Source organism: Comamonas badia DSM 17552 (assembly GCF_000484635.1).
Lineage (GTDB): Bacteria > Pseudomonadota > Gammaproteobacteria > Burkholderiales > Burkholderiaceae_C > Comamonas_C > Comamonas_C badia.
In genome coordinates this window covers 119,480-135,360 of record NZ_AXVM01000005.1, presented here as the reverse complement: position 1 = coordinate 135,360, position 15,881 = coordinate 119,480, and the positions used below count along the sequence as shown (strand labels likewise).

At 67.8% G+C, this 15,881-nt stretch carries 11 protein-coding genes; 7 read left to right on the top strand and 4 right to left on the bottom strand.

Annotated elements, in window-relative coordinates:
* Positions 1-2 precede the first annotated feature (2 nt).
* Positions 3-2,321, top strand: coding sequence for a type II secretion system secretin GspD (gene gspD, locus K320_RS0111820; RefSeq protein WP_024539050.1), 2,319 nt, complete (start codon positions 3-5; stop codon positions 2,319-2,321).
* A gap of 12 nt (positions 2,322-2,333) precedes the next feature.
* Positions 2,334-3,722, top strand: a complete 1,389-nt coding sequence (locus K320_RS0111815; RefSeq protein ID WP_024539049.1) for a GspE/PulE family protein — start codon at positions 2,334-2,336, stop codon at positions 3,720-3,722.
* 4 nt (positions 3,723-3,726) lie between these two features.
* On the opposite strand, the gene K320_RS0111810 is transcribed toward K320_RS0111815, so the two are convergent.
* Positions 3,727-4,215, bottom strand: a complete 489-nt coding sequence (locus tag K320_RS0111810) for a YbhB/YbcL family Raf kinase inhibitor-like protein (protein ID WP_024539048.1) — start codon at positions 4,213-4,215, stop codon at positions 3,727-3,729.
* An 80-nt stretch (positions 4,216-4,295) separates the two neighbouring features.
* Between K320_RS0111810 and K320_RS0111805 the strand changes: the two genes are divergently transcribed.
* From K320_RS0111805 to K320_RS0111795, 3 genes are read left to right on the top strand one after another with little or no spacing between them, the layout of a single operon-like run.
* Positions 4,296-5,285, top strand: a complete 990-nt coding sequence (locus K320_RS0111805) for an LLM class flavin-dependent oxidoreductase (RefSeq protein WP_029696088.1) — start codon at positions 4,296-4,298, stop codon at positions 5,283-5,285.
* Positions 5,286-5,314: 29 nt separating this feature from the next.
* Positions 5,315-6,538 (top strand): type II secretion system inner membrane protein GspF, encoded by a 1,224-nt coding sequence (gspF, locus tag K320_RS0111800; protein WP_024539046.1) that lies wholly within the window; start codon positions 5,315-5,317, stop codon positions 6,536-6,538.
* 2 nt (positions 6,539-6,540) lie between these two features.
* Complete coding sequence (locus tag K320_RS0111795; protein ID WP_024539045.1) at positions 6,541-7,449, top strand: 5'-nucleotidase; 909 nt, start codon at positions 6,541-6,543, stop codon at positions 7,447-7,449.
* A 72-nt stretch (positions 7,450-7,521) separates the two neighbouring features.
* On the opposite strand, the gene K320_RS0111790 is transcribed toward K320_RS0111795, so the two are convergent.
* From K320_RS0111790 to K320_RS0111780, 3 genes are all read right to left on the bottom strand, one after another.
* Positions 7,522-7,977 (bottom strand): hypothetical protein, encoded by a 456-nt coding sequence (locus tag K320_RS0111790; protein WP_024539044.1) that lies wholly within the window; start codon positions 7,975-7,977, stop codon positions 7,522-7,524.
* Positions 7,978-8,169: 192 nt separating this feature from the next.
* Positions 8,170-8,640 (bottom strand): cyanophycin metabolism-associated DUF1854 family protein, encoded by a 471-nt coding sequence (locus tag K320_RS0111785; RefSeq protein WP_024539043.1) that lies wholly within the window; start codon positions 8,638-8,640, stop codon positions 8,170-8,172.
* The gene (locus K320_RS0111780) at positions 8,637-10,901 is read right to left on the bottom strand and encodes a cyanophycin metabolism-associated ABC transporter (protein ID WP_024539042.1); all 2,265 of its coding nucleotides are present in this window, start codon (positions 10,899-10,901) and stop codon (positions 8,637-8,639) included. Before K320_RS0111780 ends, K320_RS0111785 begins: the two co-directional genes overlap by 4 nt.
* 170 nt (positions 10,902-11,071) lie before the next feature.
* Here K320_RS0111780 and K320_RS0111775 point away from each other — a divergent pair, with 170 nt between their 5' ends.
* Both K320_RS0111775 and cphA read left to right on the top strand, forming a co-directional pair.
* The gene (locus tag K320_RS0111775) at positions 11,072-13,246 is read left to right on the top strand and encodes a cyanophycin synthetase (RefSeq protein WP_024539041.1); all 2,175 of its coding nucleotides are present in this window, start codon (positions 11,072-11,074) and stop codon (positions 13,244-13,246) included.
* 57 nt (positions 13,247-13,303) lie between these two features.
* Complete coding sequence (cphA, locus tag K320_RS0111770) at positions 13,304-15,880, top strand: cyanophycin synthetase (RefSeq protein ID WP_024539040.1); 2,577 nt, start codon at positions 13,304-13,306, stop codon at positions 15,878-15,880.
* Position 15,881 lies beyond the last annotated feature (1 nt).

Here is a 15,881-nt window from a genome sequence, read left to right as displayed (position 1 = left end):
CCATGTTTTTCAGGCCCGCTGGATTGCTCAGAAATACTCTCTTGTTGATAGCTGCTTGCGCAATTGCAGTAAGCGCAAACGCCCAAAATCGCTCCAAACCAGCGAGAGTGGCAGCCAGCGTTCAGGCGAGCGAGCCGGTGACGCTGAACTTCGTCAATGCCGACATTGATGCGGTGGCGCGCACCATGGCCACGATCACCGGGCGCAACGTGGTGGTCGATCCGCGCGTCAAGGGGCAGCTCACGCTCTCGACCGAGAATCCGGTCACGCCCAAGGTGGCGTTCGACCAATTCCTCGCCGCGCTGCGGTTGCAAGGCTTTACCGTGGTGGAGGCGAGCGGCCTGTACAAGGTCGTACCCGAGGCCGATGCCAAGCTGCAGACCGACACCGTCGCCGTCTCGGCCGGCGGCGGCCAGGGCGTGGCCACGGGCGGGCAGATCGCCACGCAGATCTTCAAACTCAACTTCGAGAATGCCAACAACCTGGTGCCGGTGCTGCGGCCGCTCATCAGCCCCAACAACACCATCAACGCCAACCCGGGCAACAACTCGCTGGTGATCACCGACTACGCCGACAACCTGCGGCGCATCGGCCGCATCATCGCGGCGATGGATGTGGCGCATGCCACCGATGTCGAGGTGATCCCGCTGCGCCACGCCGTCGCCGGCGAGCTGGCGCCCCTCGTGGCGCGCCTCATCGAAGGCGGAACGCCCACGGCTGGCGCACCGGCGAACGCGCAGGCACAGACCGATACCTCCTACAAGACCACGCTGCTGGCCGAGTCGCGCAGCAACGCGCTGATCGTGCGCGCGGCCAATCCGGCGCGCCTGGCGCAGGTGCGGGCGCTCGTCGCACAGCTGGACCAGCCGGCCGCCACCACCGGCGGCAACACCAGCGGCAACATCCACGTGGTCTACCTCAAGAACGCCGATGCGGTGCGCCTGGCCACCACGCTGCGCGCGGCGCTGGCCGTCGATGCCCAGGGCCAGGCCCAAGGCAGCACCGCAACCGCCGGCCTGGGCGGCACAACGGCCGCCCCAGGGCGCAGCCGCGCCCTGGGCGGGCTGAGCGCCACGGGCGGGGCCGCCAACGGCCTGGGCGCAGGTGCCACATCCATGTCCAGCGGGCTGGGCAGCGGGGCGCAGGCAGGCACCAGCGCCGGCGGCCAGCAGGAGTCTGTCTCCACCGGCGGCATCATCCAGGCCGACCCGGCGACCAACTCGCTCATCATCACCGCGCCCGAGCCGCTGTACCGCCAGATCCGCGCGGTGATCGACAAACTCGACGGCCGGCGCGCGCAGGTGCTGATCGAAAGCCTGATCGTGGAAGTGAGCGCCAACAAGGTGGCCGAATTCGGCATCCAGTGGCAGAGCGTGCTGGGGCGCAGCGGCACGCTGGGGCTGCTGGGCACGAATTCAAGCGTCGCCGGGCCCAACATCCTGAGCCTGGCGCTGGCAGCGGCCAGCGGCGACCCCAAGACCATCGCCCAGAGCATGCCAGGCTCAGGCTTCAACGCCGCCGTCGCGCCGCGCATCAACGGTCGCTACTACCTCGGGGCACTGGCCAACTTCCTGGAGAACACCGGCGACGCCAACGTGCTCTCCACACCCAATCTGCTGACGCTGGACAACGAAGAGGCGCAAATCATCGTCGGCGAGAACGTGCCCTTTCCCACGGGGCAGTTCACCAACACGGGCGGCGCCAACGGCTCGGTCAACCCCTTCACGACCGTGGACCGCAAGGACGTGGGCCTGATGCTGCGGGTGCGCCCGCAGATCAACGAGAACGGCACCGTCAAGCTCACGCTCTACCAGGAAGTTTCCAACGTCGACAAATCGACCTTGACCAACACCTACGGGCCCTCGACCAACAAGCGCGCGATCGAATCCACCGTGCTGGTGGACGACGGCAGCATCATCGTGCTCGGCGGCCTGCTGGAAGACAGCTATTCGCGCGGCGAGGACAAGGTGCCGCTGCTGGGCGATGTGCCGGTGATCGGCAACCTGTTTCGCAGCGAATCGCGCACGCGCCAGAAGTCCAACCTGATGGTGTTCCTGCGCCCTGTGGTGATCCGCGACAACGCCACCAGCGAGACCTTGGTGCAGGACCGCTACGATGCCATCCGCGCGCTGCAGCAGACCAGCCAGCCCGAGCCGCGCGCCGTATTGCGCAGCGTGAACGATGCGCCCGTGCTGCCACCCCTGCCGGGCACCGTCAAGAAGGGCGACGTGCCCGCCCCGCTGCCACCCAGCGTGACGCGCCCACCCGGTCACCCACCGTACCAACCCCTGTCGGGCAACATGCCCCAGCCGTTGCAATAGCCAATCGTCGCGATGCGCTACCCCCTGCCCTACGCCTTTGCCCGCGCCAGCCAGCTGCTGCTGGAGGAAGACGGCGGGCAGTTGCTGCTCTGGCATGGCCCGGCGCCACAGCCCGGGCCGCTCTCCGAGGTGCTGCGCAAGCACCCGTCGGTGGTGCTGCAGCAGGAGCCAGCGACCGAGCTCGCGCAGCGCATCAGCACCGCCTACGCCCAGGGCGAATCGAGCGCCGCCACCGTGGTCAGCGAGGTCGAGGAAGAAGCCGACCTCTCGCGCATGATGCAGGAACTGCCCGCGGTCGAAGACCTGCTTGAATCGGCTGGCGACGCACCCATCATCCGCATGCTCAACGCGCTGCTGACGCAGGCGGCGCGCGACGGCGCGAGCGACATCCACATCGAGCCCTACGAGCGCCATTCGAGCGTGCGCTTTCGCGTCGATGGCCAACTGCGCGAGGTGGTGCAGCCCAACCGCGCACTGCACGCGGCACTGATCAGCCGCCTGAAGATCATGGCAGACCTCGATATCGCCGAAAAGCGCCTGCCGCAGGACGGGCGCATCAGCCTGCGCCTGGGCACGCGCGCCATCGACGTGCGCGTCTCGACCCTGCCCAACGCGCACGGCGAGCGCGCGGTGCTGCGCCTGCTGGACAAGAGCGGGACCAAGCTCAGCCTGGAATCCGTGGGCATGCAAGGCGAGGTGCTGGCGCGCTTCGAGCACCTGATCGCCCAGCCGCACGGCATCCTGCTCGTCACCGGCCCGACCGGGTCAGGCAAGACCACCACGCTCTACGCCGCGCTCACGCGCCTGGACGCCGCGCGCAGCAACATCATGACGGTGGAAGATCCGATCGAATACGAGCTGCCCGGCGTCGGCCAGACGCAGGTCAACGCGCGCATCGAGTTGACCTTCGCCAAGGCGCTGCGCGCCATCCTGCGCCAGGACCCGGACGTGATCATGATCGGCGAGATCCGCGACTTCGAGACCGCACAGATCGCCATTCAGGCCAGCCTCACCGGCCACCTGGTGCTGGCGACGCTGCACACCAACGACGCCGCCAGCGCCGTCACGCGCCTGACCGACATGGGGGTGGAGCCGTTTCTGCTGTCATCGTCGCTGCTGGGCGCGCTGGCACAGCGCCTGGTGCGCAAGCTCTGCAGCACCTGCCACGGCAAGGGCTGCGACGCCTGCGGGCAGACCGGCTACCAGGGGCGCACCGGCGTGTTCGAACTGCTCACGGTGGATGAGCCGATACGCACCCTGATCCACCAGCAGGCGAGCGAAGCCGCCGTCCGCACCCAGGCCCAGACCGGCGGCATGCAACTGATGCGCGAAGACGCCGAGCGCCTGATCGCCGCCGGCATCACCAGCCGCGAAGAAGTGCTGCGCGTCACGCGCGATTGAGCGGCTAGCGCTCGTACTTCGCGGTGAGCTTCGCCTCGCCCAGCCTGGCGAAGTGGATCATGAAACCCACATAGGCGGCGGTAGCGTCCGCGGGCACATCCAGCTTTTCCACATTCAGTGCATGCAGCGTGAAGACGTAGCGGTGCGGTCCATGCCCCGGCGGCGGTGCTGCGCCGCCATAGCCCGCAGTGCCGAAGTCGGTGCGCCCCTGCCTGGCCCCGGCGGGCAAAGCCCCGCCCGCGCTGCCGGCGCCGCGCGGCAGGCCGGTAGCGCTTGCCGGGATGTCATACACCACCCAATGCCACCAGCCCGAGCCGGTGGGCGCATCCGGGTCGTACAGGGTGAGCGCAAAGCTCTTGGTGCCTTGCGGGGCGCCGCTCCAGCTCAACCCGGGAGAGAGGTTCTCGCCACCTGCGCCCATCGCGCTGTGCACAAAGGTCCTGGCCAGCGTCTGCTGCTCGGCCACATCGGTACTCGTCAACACCAAAGCCATCGTTGGTCTCCGTCGTTGCTACGTCGGGCATTATGGACACATGAGCCAAAGCTGCACTGCAGGCGGCACAATTGATCGCCATGAAGAAACCGCAACTTTCCATGCTTGATCTCGTTGCCGTGCGCGCGGGCGGCACGCCCGCCGAGGCGATCGCGACCACCGTGCGCACCGCACGCAAAGCCGAGGAGTTGGGCTTTTCGCGCTATTGGCTTGCCGAGCACCACAACATGCCGGGCATCGCCAGCTCGGCCACCGCGGTGCTGGTCGGCCATGTCGCCGGCGCCACCTCACGCATCCGCGTCGGCTCGGGCGGCGTGATGCTGCCCAACCACGCGCCGCTGATCGTGGCCGAGGCCTTTGGCACGCTGGCATCGATCTACCCCGGGCGCATCGACCTGGGCCTGGGGCGCGCGCCCGGCACCGACCGCGCCACCATGCGCGCGCTGCGGCGCGACCGTGTCGAGAGCGAGGCGGACTTCCCGCGCGATGTGGCCGAACTGCAGCGCCTGCTGGCGCCCGCCGAGCCCGGGCAGGCGATCACCGCCGTGCCGGGCGCGGGCACCGAGGTGCCGATCTGGCTGCTCGGCTCCAGCCTGTTTTCCGCGCAGCTCGCGGCCGAAAGAGGCTTGCCCTACGCCTTTGCCTCGCACTTCGCGCCGCGCCTGCTGATGCCGGCGCTGGAGCTCTACCGCAGCCGGTTTCGCCCGTCCAAGGCCCTGTCCCGGCCGCTGACCATGGTCGGCGTGCCCGTTATCGCCGCTCCCACGGATGAGGAAGCAGAATTCCTCGCCAGCAGCACCTACCAGCGCGTGCTGGGCATCGTCACTGGCCAGCGCGGGCTGCTGGCGCCGCCAGTGCAGGATTTCCTGGCGCAACTGGGTGAGGCCGAACGCATGGCGATTGCCGATTTTCTGGCGCTGGCAGTCGTCGGCAGCCCCGAACGAGTGCGTGAGGGCTTCGCCGCCATCCATGAGGCGACACAGGCCGACGAGTTCATGCTGGTGAGCGATGTCTTCAATGCCGACCTGCGCCTGCGCTCGCTGGAAATCGCCGCACAGGCCAACACATAGGGCGGAGTGCGCCTTACCATTGCCATACCATGCCCGCGTTCTCGTTTGAAGCCCTGGACAGCGAAGGCCGCGTGCGTCGCGGCACGCTGGAGGCGGACACCGCGCGCTCTGCGCGCAGCCTGCTGCGGGCGCAGTCCCTCGTGCCGCTGGAGGTGGAAACGCTGGCCACTGGCAGCAGCGCCAGCACGTCGCTTGGCGAGCGGCTCTTCACGCGCCCGGTCTTCAACGCCACCACGCTCGCGGTCTGGACGCGCCAGCTCGCCGGGCTGGTGGGCTCGGGCCTGCAACTGGAACGTGCGCTCACCGCGCTGGCCGACGAGGCCGACGACGAGCGCCAGCGCCACCTGCTCGCCTCGCTGCGCGCCGAGGTCAACGCCGGCAGCCCCTTCGCCCGCGCGCTGGCGCAGTTTCCGCGCGAGTTCTCGCCGATTTACTGCGCAGTGATTGGCGCGGGCGAGGCCAGCGGGGGCCTGGCGCAGGTGCTGGAGCGCCTGGCCGATGACCTGGAAGAGCGCCAGCAGCTACGCGCCAAACTGGTCGGCGCGGCGCTTTATCCGGCCATCGTCACCGTAGTGGCGATCGCCATCGTGCTGTTTCTCGTCGGCTATGTGGTGCCTCAGGTGGCGAGCGTGTTTGCCGGCAGCAAGCGGGCGCTGCCGCTGCTGACGGTGGTGATGCTGGGCATCAGCGATTTCGTGCGGCACTATGGCTGGGTGGTTCTCATCGCTATTGCAGTGATAGCTGCTGGCGCACGTCTGGCGCTCGAAAATGCTCGATTTCGTGAGAAATTTGATGGCTGGTGGCTGCGCCTGCCCATTCTCGGGCGCCTGGCGCGCGGCTACAACGCGGCGCGCTTTGCCGGCACGCTGGGCATGCTCGCCAGTGCCGGTGTGCCCATCCTGAAGGCCTTGCAGGCAGCGGCCGAGACGCTCTCCAACCAGGCCCTGCGCGCCGATGCGCTGAACGCGCTCGCGCTGGTGCGCGAAGGCGCGCCGCTGGCCTCGGCGCTGGCGCGCACCCGGCGCTTTCCCTCGCTGCTGGCGATGTTCGCACGCCTGGGCGAGCAGACCGGGCAGTTGCCGACGATGCTGGAACGCGCCGCCCGCCAGATGGGCAACGAGGTGCAGCGCCGCGCGCTGCAACTGGCCACCATTCTGGAGCCACTGCTCATCGTCTCCATGGGCCTCATCGTGATGCTCATCGTGCTGGCGGTGCTGCAGCCCATCATCGAACTCAACCAGTTCGTGAAATAGCCGTGCCCCAGACACTCACCGGCAAGCTGGTCGTCGCGATTTCCTCGCGCGCGCTGTTTGATTTCGAAGAGGAAAACCACCTGTTCGAGACCGGCGACGAGGCACGCTACATGCACTACCAGCTCGCGCATGTGCAGCAGCCGCCCGGCCCGGGCGTGGCGCTGGCCCTCGTCAAGAAGCTGCTGGCCTTCAATACCGAAGAGGAGCAGCGCGTGGAAGTGGTCATGCTCTCACGCAACGACCCGGCCAGCGGCCTGCGCGTGTTTGCCTCGGCCCAGGCAGCGGGCATGCGCATAGAGCGCGGGGTCTTCACGCGTGGGCGCGACCCGTTTGCCTACCTGCGGCCGCTGGGCGCTCACCTGTTTCTCTCGGCCAATGCCGAGGACGTGCAGCAGGCGCTGAGCCTGGGTTTCCCGGCCGCGCGGGTGCTGACCGAATCGCGCCCTGCGGGCGACCATTACCCGCAGGAGGTGCGCATCGCCTTCGATGGCGACGCCGTGCTGTTCTCCGACGAAGCCGAGCGGGTGTTTCAGGAACGTGGACTGCCGGCGTTCGTGCAGCACGAAACGCAACTGGCCACAACCCCGCTGCCCAGTGGGCCTTTCAAACCGCTGCTGGCCGCACTCAACCACCTGCAGCAGCAGGCGGCGGCATCGCAGACCATGCGCATCCGCACCGCGCTGGTCACCGCCCGCAGCGCCCCGGCGCACGAGCGCGCGGTGCGCACGCTGCTGGACTGGGGCATCACGGTGGATGAAGCGATGTTCCTCGGCGGGTTGGAAAAGGGGCCGTTCCTGCGCGAATTCGAACCTGATTTTTTCTTTGACGACCAGCGCAGCCATGTGCTGAGCGCCGCGCAGCATGTGCCAGCGGGGCATGTGAGCGGCGGCAGCGCCCAGAAAAAAAGCTAGCGCCTGGCTAGCTTTTCAAAAGCCCCCTGGCCTGACGCCGGCAAGGGCTGCCCCCACCAAAAACCCTGCCGATCACAGACTCCCGGATTTCTTGACCGATGGATCGGCGTAGGTGACGGGCTCGCTCTTGGGCGGCGGCACCTGCTGGTTCAGCCGGTCCGCGAGCGTGGTCTGGTTCATCTCTTCGGCCATCTGGACCGCGTTGCCGCTGGCGCGCCACATGGATTGCACGATGTCGATGAGCTGCTGGTACAGCGGCGGATCGCGTGGCGGCGGCTCCTCCACCTTGGGTCGTTCCTTCTCGGGCTGGGCCAGCGTCCAGTCGTGCTGGATGGCTTCCGGAATCCCCGTCTTGCCGGAAATGCGCACGATGGCGCTTGCGCCGAGCTCATCCGTGGACGCCATCGCATTGACGGAATTCACCGGGCGTACCGGCACGGCCCCGGATGCCCCGGTGGAATACAGGTCGCTCTGCGGCGGCGGCTGCGTCCAGTGAGCGGGCGTTCTTTCTACAGGTGATAGTGGCATGGCTGTGCTCCTCCAATGCGAGGGCGCTAGACAGGGCTAGCACTACGTCGTACCTGCAGTACGGCAAACAAACGGGGAAATGAAGGGTTTTTTAGTTTTAGTTACAAATACGAGGGTAAACCCGCAGGGGTAAATCCATCCCAAAACGCAAGGAAAATTCGTTGCCTGCGCTTGCCTGACATGCGCAAAGCGCTATAAAAATCGCTCAAGCAATTTGCGCGAAGGTTTGTCCAGCTGGTTCACGTCCAGGATCTGGAATTGCACGCCGTCACTGGCGCTGATGCGCAGATGCGTGCGCCTGGCCAGGCGCCGGATGTCTTCCTCACCCTTGAGCACCAGCATGGCCGGGCCCTTGTCGGTTTCGAGCTGCCAGGTGCTGGGCGTGGAAAAGCTGGAAACCGACACGATCCGCTCTATCGTCGGCAGGAATTCACGCGCGACGAGGTCTTCCTCGATCAGCGCACGGACCTCGCCGGGCAACGCGTCCAGCCGATCGATCCAGAGCAGTTCACTGCCTTCGGCGCCCACGAGGGAAAGCCCCTCCTCGGACGCGGTGATCGGAAACGCGCGCACCGGGGTCACGCCCACATGCTCGCTGCCATCGGCCATGTGCAGCACCAGGCGGCCGTGGGCGTTGCGCGCCAGTTCAAACAGACGGCTCATGCGGCTGCTCCTTCTTCCTCGGCTTCGCGCCGGGCCTGCGCCTGGTACAGCCGCCAATAGGCGCCTTCGCGCGCCATGAGTTCATCGTGCGGGCCGATCTCCACGATCTCGCCGCGGTCCATCACCACCAGGCGGTCCGCCTTGCGCAGCGTGGAGAGGCGGTGAGCGATGGCAATGGTGGTACGGCCCTGCACCAGGTTATCCAGTGCGCGCTGGATTTCCTTCTCGGTCTCGGTATCGACGGCGGAAGTCGCTTCGTCCAGGATCAGCACGCGCGGATCAATCAGCAGCGCACGGGCGATGCTGATGCGCTGGCGCTCGCCGCCCGAAAGCCCCTGGCCGCGCTCGCCCACCAGCGAGTCATAGCCCAGCGGCAGACGCAGGATGAAGTCGTGCGCATGCGCGGCACGCGCGGCGGCGATGATCTCGGCGCGCGTCGCCTCGGGCTTGCCGTAGGCGACGTTCTCGGCGATGGTGCCAAAGAACAGAAACGGCTCCTGCAGCACCAGGCCAATGTGGCGGCGCCAATCGGCCACCGCCATGCGGCGGATATCGACGCCATCGACGCTGATCGAACCATCCGCCACATCGGAAAAGCGGCTGATCAGGTTGACCAGTGTGCTCTTGCCCGAGCCGCTGTGGCCGACCAGGCCGATCATCTCGCCGGGGCGGATCGAGAGCGAGACATTCTTGACCACCGTGCGGCTGCCGTAGCGGAAGACCACGTTTTCCAGGTCGATGGCGCCCTGGATGCGCGGCAGGCGCACCGGGTTGGCCGGATCGGGCACGTTGCTCACATGGTCCAGGATGTCGAAGATGCGCTTGGCGCCGGCCGCCGCCTTCTGCGTGACCGAGACGATACGGCTCATCGAATCGAGCCGGGTGTAGAAGCGCCCGATGTAGGCGAGGAAGGCGGTGAGCACGCCGACGGTGATCTGCTCATGCGCCACCAGCCAGATGCCGCAGGCCCAGACCACCAGCAGGCCGATTTCAGTGAGCAGCGTGACCGTGGGCGAGAACAGGCTCCAGGTCTTGTTCAGGCGGTCGTTGGCCGCCAGGTTGCGCTGATTGGCCACGCGAAAGCGCTCGGCCTCGCGCGCTTCCTGCGCGAAGGCCTTGACGACGCGGATGCCGGGAATGGTGTCGGCCAGCACGTTGGTGACCTCGCTCCACAGCCGGTCCATCTTTTCGAACCCGGTGCGCAGACGGTCGCGCACGCTGTGGATCATCCAGGCGATGAAGGGCAGCGGCACCAGCGTGACCAGCGCCAGCCAGGGGTTGATCGAGACCAGAATCACCGCCGTCATGACCATCATGAGCACGTCGGTCGCGAAATCGAGCGCATGCAGCGAGAGGAAGACGTTGATGCGGTCGGTCTCCGAACCGATGCGCGCCATCAGGTCGCCGGTGCGCTTGCTGCCGAAGTAGTCCAGCGACAGGCGCAGCAGATGCTCGTAGGTGGCGGTGCGCAGGTCGGCGCCTATGCGTTCCGAAACCAGCGCCAGCACATAGGTGCGCGCCCAGCCCAGCGCCCAGGCGAAGAGCGAGGCCGCCAGCAGCCCGCTCAGGTACATCGCCACGGTGGAAACCGGAATGCTTTTGCCGTCCTGATAAGGAATCAGCACATCGTCCATCAGCGGGATGGTGAGGTAGGGCGGCACCAGCGTCGCCGCGGTGGAGAGCAGCGTGAGCACAAAGCCCAGCAGCAGCTTGCCCTGGTAGGGCCTGGCGAAGCGCCACAGGCGCAGCAGCACCCAGCCGGAGGCGGCGGGCTCCTCTTCCGTGGGCGCGCAGGCGGGGCATTCTTCGCTGCCTTCGGGCAGGACGGCATGGCATTGCGGGCAGCGCGGCGCCTGCGCCTGCAGCGCAGCCAGCGCCTGCGGACGGCCCAGGTGCGCGATGCAGCGGGCAAAGTGCTGCTGGAACTCCAGCGCCTGCGGATGGCGCGAGAGCGTGAAGCGCCACAGCGCCCGCCGGCCATCGCCATCGTGCAGCTCCAGCGTGCCGACGCCGCCGGCATCGAACTCCTGCAGGGCCTGGTCTTGCGCCAGCGCCCATTCCCGCAGCCTCCCCTGGCCATCGCGCGCCAGCAAACGCTGCGAGGTGAGCGCGAGGCTCCCCCTGGCAAAGCGCAATTCGCTACTGAGGTCAACCTCCAGCACCGCCAGCACGTTTTCGCTGGGTGCAAGGATGTCTTGCCAACCACCCGCCAAGGGTTCCGTCAGTGCGCCTGGGGCGCCCGATTCATGGTGATGTTGCATTGTTTGACTATTGAACGCGCTGCCTGCACCGCGGGAACGCGGCAGGCCGCAGGCGCGACTTCTGGTTATCCCTAACGCCCGCACCCCTCTCGCGGCTGACAGCCGCTTGGTGCATCATTGCCTGCCGCGGCTGCAAAACGGCCCGTTTCCTCCTCCAACCCCTGTCGCTCATGCCACGCTTTGAAGATATCCGATTGCTTCGCGCCACCTACCTGCGCGGACCCAGCATCTGGACCTACCGCCCGGCGCTCGAGGTCTGGCTGGCGCTCGGAGAGCTGGAGCACCATCCATCCAACAAGGTTCCCGGCTTCAACGAAAGGCTGACCGCCTGGCTGCCGGATCTGGTGGAGCACCACTGCGGCGTGGGCGAGCGCGGCGGCTTCATCGAGCGCCTGCGCGAGGGCACCTGGATGGGCCATGTGCTGGAGCACGTCATCATCGAGCTGCTCAACCTCTCGGGCCTGCCGGCCAAGTTCGGCCAGACGCGCGAGACTTCCGTCAGCGGCACCTACCGCATGGTGTTCCGCTGCCCCGAAGAGGCCGTGGCGCGCGCGGCGCTGGCGCAGGGCCATGCGCTCATCATGGCGGCGATCAACGGCGAGGCGTTCGACCTCAAGGGCGCGGTCCAGGCGATCAAGACCACCATAGACGACAACTACCTCGGGCCCAGCACCGCCTGCATCGTCGATGCCGCGCAGGAGCGGCGCATCCCGCAGGTGCGGCTGAACGACGGCAACCTGGTGCAGCTGGGCTACGGCGCGGCGCAGCGGCGCATCTGGACGGCCGAGACCGACCAGACCAGCGCCATCGCCGAGGGCATCGCGCAGGACAAGGACCTGACCAAGCGCCTGCTGGCCGCCGCCGGCGTGCCTGTCCCTGAAGGGCAGATCGTGGCCAGCGCCGACGAGGCCTGGGAGGCGGCGCAGGACATCGGCCTGCCCGTCACCGTCAAGCCCAGCGACGGCAACCACGCGCGCGGCGTGACGCTGGAGCTCTACAAGGAGAAGAACATCCGCGCCGCCTTCCCGCTGGCCGAGAAGGAGGGTTCGGAGGTCATCGTCGAGCGCTTCATCGAAGGCACCGAGCACCGCCTGCTGGTGGTGGGCGGCAAGGTGGTGGCCGCCTGCCGCGGCGAACAGGTGTTCGTCACCGGCGACGGCCAGCGCACGCTCAAGGCGCTGGTCGATGAACTCAACCGCGACCCGCGCCGCGGCGTGGAAGAGGAATACCCGCTGGAACTGCTGGATCTGAACCTGCCCAACATCCAGCTCGAACTGGCGCGCCAGGAGGTCGCGGCCGACACCGTGCCCGCCGCGGGCCGCAAGGTGCTGCTGCAGCGCAACGGCAACATGGCGATCGACTGCACCGACGAACTGCACCCCGACGTGGCCTACCACGCCGAGCTGGCCGTGCGCGTGGTCGGCCTGGACATCGCCGGCCTGGACATGATCCTCAAGGACATTGCCCAGCCCATGCGCGCGCAGGGCGGCGCGATTCTGGAGGTCAACGCCGGCCCCGGCCTGCTGATGCACCTCAAACCCTCCAGCGGCTCGCCGCGCCCGGTGGGCCAGGCCATCGTCGAGCACCTGTTTCCCGGCAGCGGCGAAAAGGGCAGCCACGCGGGCCGCATCCCCATCATCGGCGTGGCGGGCACGCGCGGCACCGCCTTCATCGCGCGACTGGTGGGCTGGCTGCTGCAGCTCTCGGGCAAGCTCACCGGCATTGCCAGCAGCGAGGGCATGTTCATCGCCGGACGGCAAACCCAGAAAACGGACACGGCCCACTGGGCGGGTGCGCATCGGCTGCTGACCAACCGCCTGGCCGAAGCGGCGGTGATCCAGACCACGGCGCGTTCCATTCTCGATGAGGGCCTGGCTTATGACCGCTGCCAGGTCGGCATCGTCACCGACATGGATGGCTGGGAGCAACTCGCCGATCACGACGTGCGCGGCCCTGAGCAGATGCCGCGCGTGCTGCGCACCCAGATCGACGTGGTGCTGGACGGCGGCGCCGGCGTGCTCAATGCGGACATACCGGCGGTGGCCGAGCTGGCAGAACTCTGCGATGGCGAGGTGCTGCTGTATGCGCTCTCGGCCGATAACGCGGCGCTGACGCAGCACCGGGCGCAGCCTGAGGCCCGTGCCGTCTTTGTCCACGGCGACCAGATATGCCTTGCCACCGGCGCCAAGGAGCGCGTGCTCGGCAGGCTGGCCGCGCTGCACCCGGCGGACGGCAGCCCCCCCGATACCGCCGCCCTGCTGGCGGCCATTGCGGGCGCCTGGGCGCTGGGCATAGCCCCCGATCTGATCGCCGCCGGCATCAAGACTTTTGAATACCAACATTGATAGCTGCTGACGCACGCCTATCAAGCGCAAAACCCTTATTCAACCTTTATTTGCACCATGCAAATCCTTCGCTCCCGCGCGCTGCGCGGCCCCAACCTCTGGACCCGCAGCACCGCCATGGAAACCATCGTGCACTGCGCGCCCGGCGAGCACGACATCGCCTCGATCACGGGGTTTGAAGACCGCCTGCGCGCGCGCTTCCCCGCCGTCGGGCCGCTGGCGCCGCAGGGCGCCGAGCAGCCGGTGTCGCTCGCGCACGTGCTCGAAACCGCCGCGCGCCAATTGCAGGCGCAGGCGGGCTGCAGCGTCACCTTCAGCCGCACGCACGAGACGGTGGAAACCGACACCTACCAGGTGGTGGTGGAATACACCGAGGAACAGGTCGGGCACAAGGCGGTCGAAGAAGCCACGGCGCTGATCCGCGCCGCGCTGGACGACCACCCCTACGACGCGGCCGCCACCGTTGCCGCGCTGCGCGAGCTCGACCAGGACGTGCGCATGGGTCCGTCCACGCGCAACATCATCGACGCCGCGCAGGCGCGCGGCATTCCGTTCAAGCGCCTCACCAGCGGCTCGCTGGTGCAGCTGGGCTGGGGCGTGAAGGCGCGGCGCGTGCAGGCCGCGGAGCTGGACATGACCAGCGCGGTGGCCGAATCGATCGCGCAGGACAAAGACCTCACCAAGCGCCTGCTGCATGCCGCAGGCGTGCCCGTGCCCCTGGGCCGGCCGGTCAGCGATGTCGAGGACGCCTGGGCGCTGGCGCAGGAAGTCGGCTTGCCCGTGGTCGTCAAACCGCAGGACGGCAACCAGGGCAAGGGCGTGACGGTGAACATCACCACGCGTGAGCAGCTCGCGGCAGCTTATGCCACGGCGCAGGAATACAGCGGCGAGGTGATGCTCGAACGCTTTCTTCCCGGCCACGATTTTCGCCTGCTGGTCGTGGGCGGCCAGATGGTGGCGGCCGCGCGGCGCGAGCCGCCGCAGGTGCTGGGCGATGGCGAGCACACTATTTCGCAACTGGTGGATATCGTCAACCAGGACCCGCGCCGCGGCAGCGGCCATGGCACCGCGCTCACCAAAATCCGCCTGGACGATATCGCGCTGGCGCGCCTGACCAACGAAGGCTTGACGCCCGAATCAGTGCCCGCGCAGGGCCAGCGCATCGTGCTGCGCCACAACGCCAATCTATCGACGGGCGGCAGCGCCACCGATGTGACCGATGACGTGCACCCAGAGATCGCAGCGCGCGCGGTTGATGCCGCGCAGACCATAGGCCTGCATATCTGCGGCGTGGACGTGATCTGCGAATCCATGCTCAAACCCCTGGAAGAGCAAGGCGGCGGCATCGTCGAGGTCAACGCCGCGCCTGGCCTGCGCATGCACCTCTCGCCCTCCTACGGCAAGCCGCGCAACGTCGGCGTGCCGATGATCGACGCCCTCTTCGCGCCGGGCGAGGATGGCCGCATTCCCGTGGTGGCCGTTACCGGCACCAACGGCAAGACCACCACCACGCGCCTCATCGCCCACCTGTGCAGCGCGCATGGCTGGAACACCGCGATGACCAACACCGACGGCGTGTACGTCGGCGGGCACCAGATCGACAGCGGCGACTGCTCCGGCCCCAAGAGCGCGAGGAACGCCCTGGCCCACCCGGATACCGAGGCGGCGGTGCTGGAATGCGCGCGCGGCGGCATCCTGCGCGAAGGCCTGGGCTTTGACCAATGCCAGGTGGCTGTAGTGACCAACATCGGCGCCGGCGACCATCTGGGGCTGAACTACATCACCACGGTGGAAGACGTGGCCGTCTTGAAGCGCGTCATCGTGCAGAACGTCGCCCCCACGGGCCATGCGGTGCTCAACGCCGCCGATCCGCATTGCGTGCCGATGGCGCATGTCTGCCCCGGCAAGGTGACCTTCTTTGCCCACGACCGCCACCACCCCGCCATGGTCACGCACCGCGCGCAGGGCGGACGCGTGGTGTACGTGGACGAGGGCCGCATCGTGGCGGCCGAAGGCTCCTGGCGCGAGGGCATCCCGCTGCGCGACATCCCGATCACGCACGGCGGCGTGATCGGCTTTCAGGTGGACAACGCCATGGCCGCCGTGGGCGCTGCCTGGGGCCTGGGCCTGCCGTGGGACACGGTGCGCCGGGGTCTCGCAAGTTTCGAGAGCAGCGCCGACGCCGTGCCCGGGCGCTTCAACGTGATGGACTACCACGGCGCCACCATCATCGCCGACTACGGCCACAACCCCGACGCCATCCGCGCACTGGTGCAGGCCACGCAGGCCATGCCCGGCAAGCGCCGCGCGGTGGTCATCAGCGGCGCGGGCGACCGGCGCGACCAGGACATCAGCGAGCAAACCGAAATCCTGGGCAGCAGCTTTGACGACGTGATCCTCTACCAGGACGCCTGCCAGCGCGGGCGTGCCGACGGCGAGGTGCTGGCGCTGCTGCACAAGGGCCTGCAGAACGCCCAGCGCGCCAGCTACATCACCGAAATCCACGGCGAGTTCATCGCCATCGACCATGCGCTCAAGCGCCTGCAATCGGGCGACCTGTGCCTGGTGCTGGTCGACCAGGTGCTGGAATCGCTTGCGCACCTGCAAAAGCGCTGCGGCGAGCCGCATCTGTGAA

Bases quoted from the DNA above. Each gene is read 5' to 3' on its own strand.
- K320_RS0111815 (WP_024539049.1), top strand. From the start codon at position 2,334: ATGCGCTACCCCCTGCCCTACGCCTTTGCCCGCGCCAGCCAGCTGCTG.
- gspF (WP_024539046.1), top strand. From the start codon at position 5,315: ATGCCCGCGTTCTCGTTTGAAGCCCTGGACAGCGAAGGCCGCGTGCGT.
- K320_RS0111790 (WP_024539044.1), bottom strand. From the start codon at position 7,977: ATGCCACTATCACCTGTAGAAAGAACGCCCGCTCACTGGACGCAGCCG.
- K320_RS0111780 (WP_024539042.1), bottom strand. From the start codon at position 10,901: ATGCAACATCACCATGAATCGGGCGCCCCAGGCGCACTGACGGAACCC.
- K320_RS0111805 (WP_029696088.1), top strand. From the start codon at position 4,296: ATGAAGAAACCGCAACTTTCCATGCTTGATCTCGTTGCCGTGCGCGCG.
- K320_RS0111810 (WP_024539048.1), bottom strand. From the start codon at position 4,215: ATGGCTTTGGTGTTGACGAGTACCGATGTGGCCGAGCAGCAGACGCTG.
- gspD (WP_024539050.1), top strand. From the start codon at position 3: ATGTTTTTCAGGCCCGCTGGATTGCTCAGAAATACTCTCTTGTTGATA.
- cphA (WP_024539040.1), top strand. From the start codon at position 13,304: ATGCAAATCCTTCGCTCCCGCGCGCTGCGCGGCCCCAACCTCTGGACC.
- K320_RS0111775 (WP_024539041.1), top strand. From the start codon at position 11,072: ATGCCACGCTTTGAAGATATCCGATTGCTTCGCGCCACCTACCTGCGC.
- K320_RS0111785 (WP_024539043.1), bottom strand. From the start codon at position 8,640: ATGAGCCGTCTGTTTGAACTGGCGCGCAACGCCCACGGCCGCCTGGTG.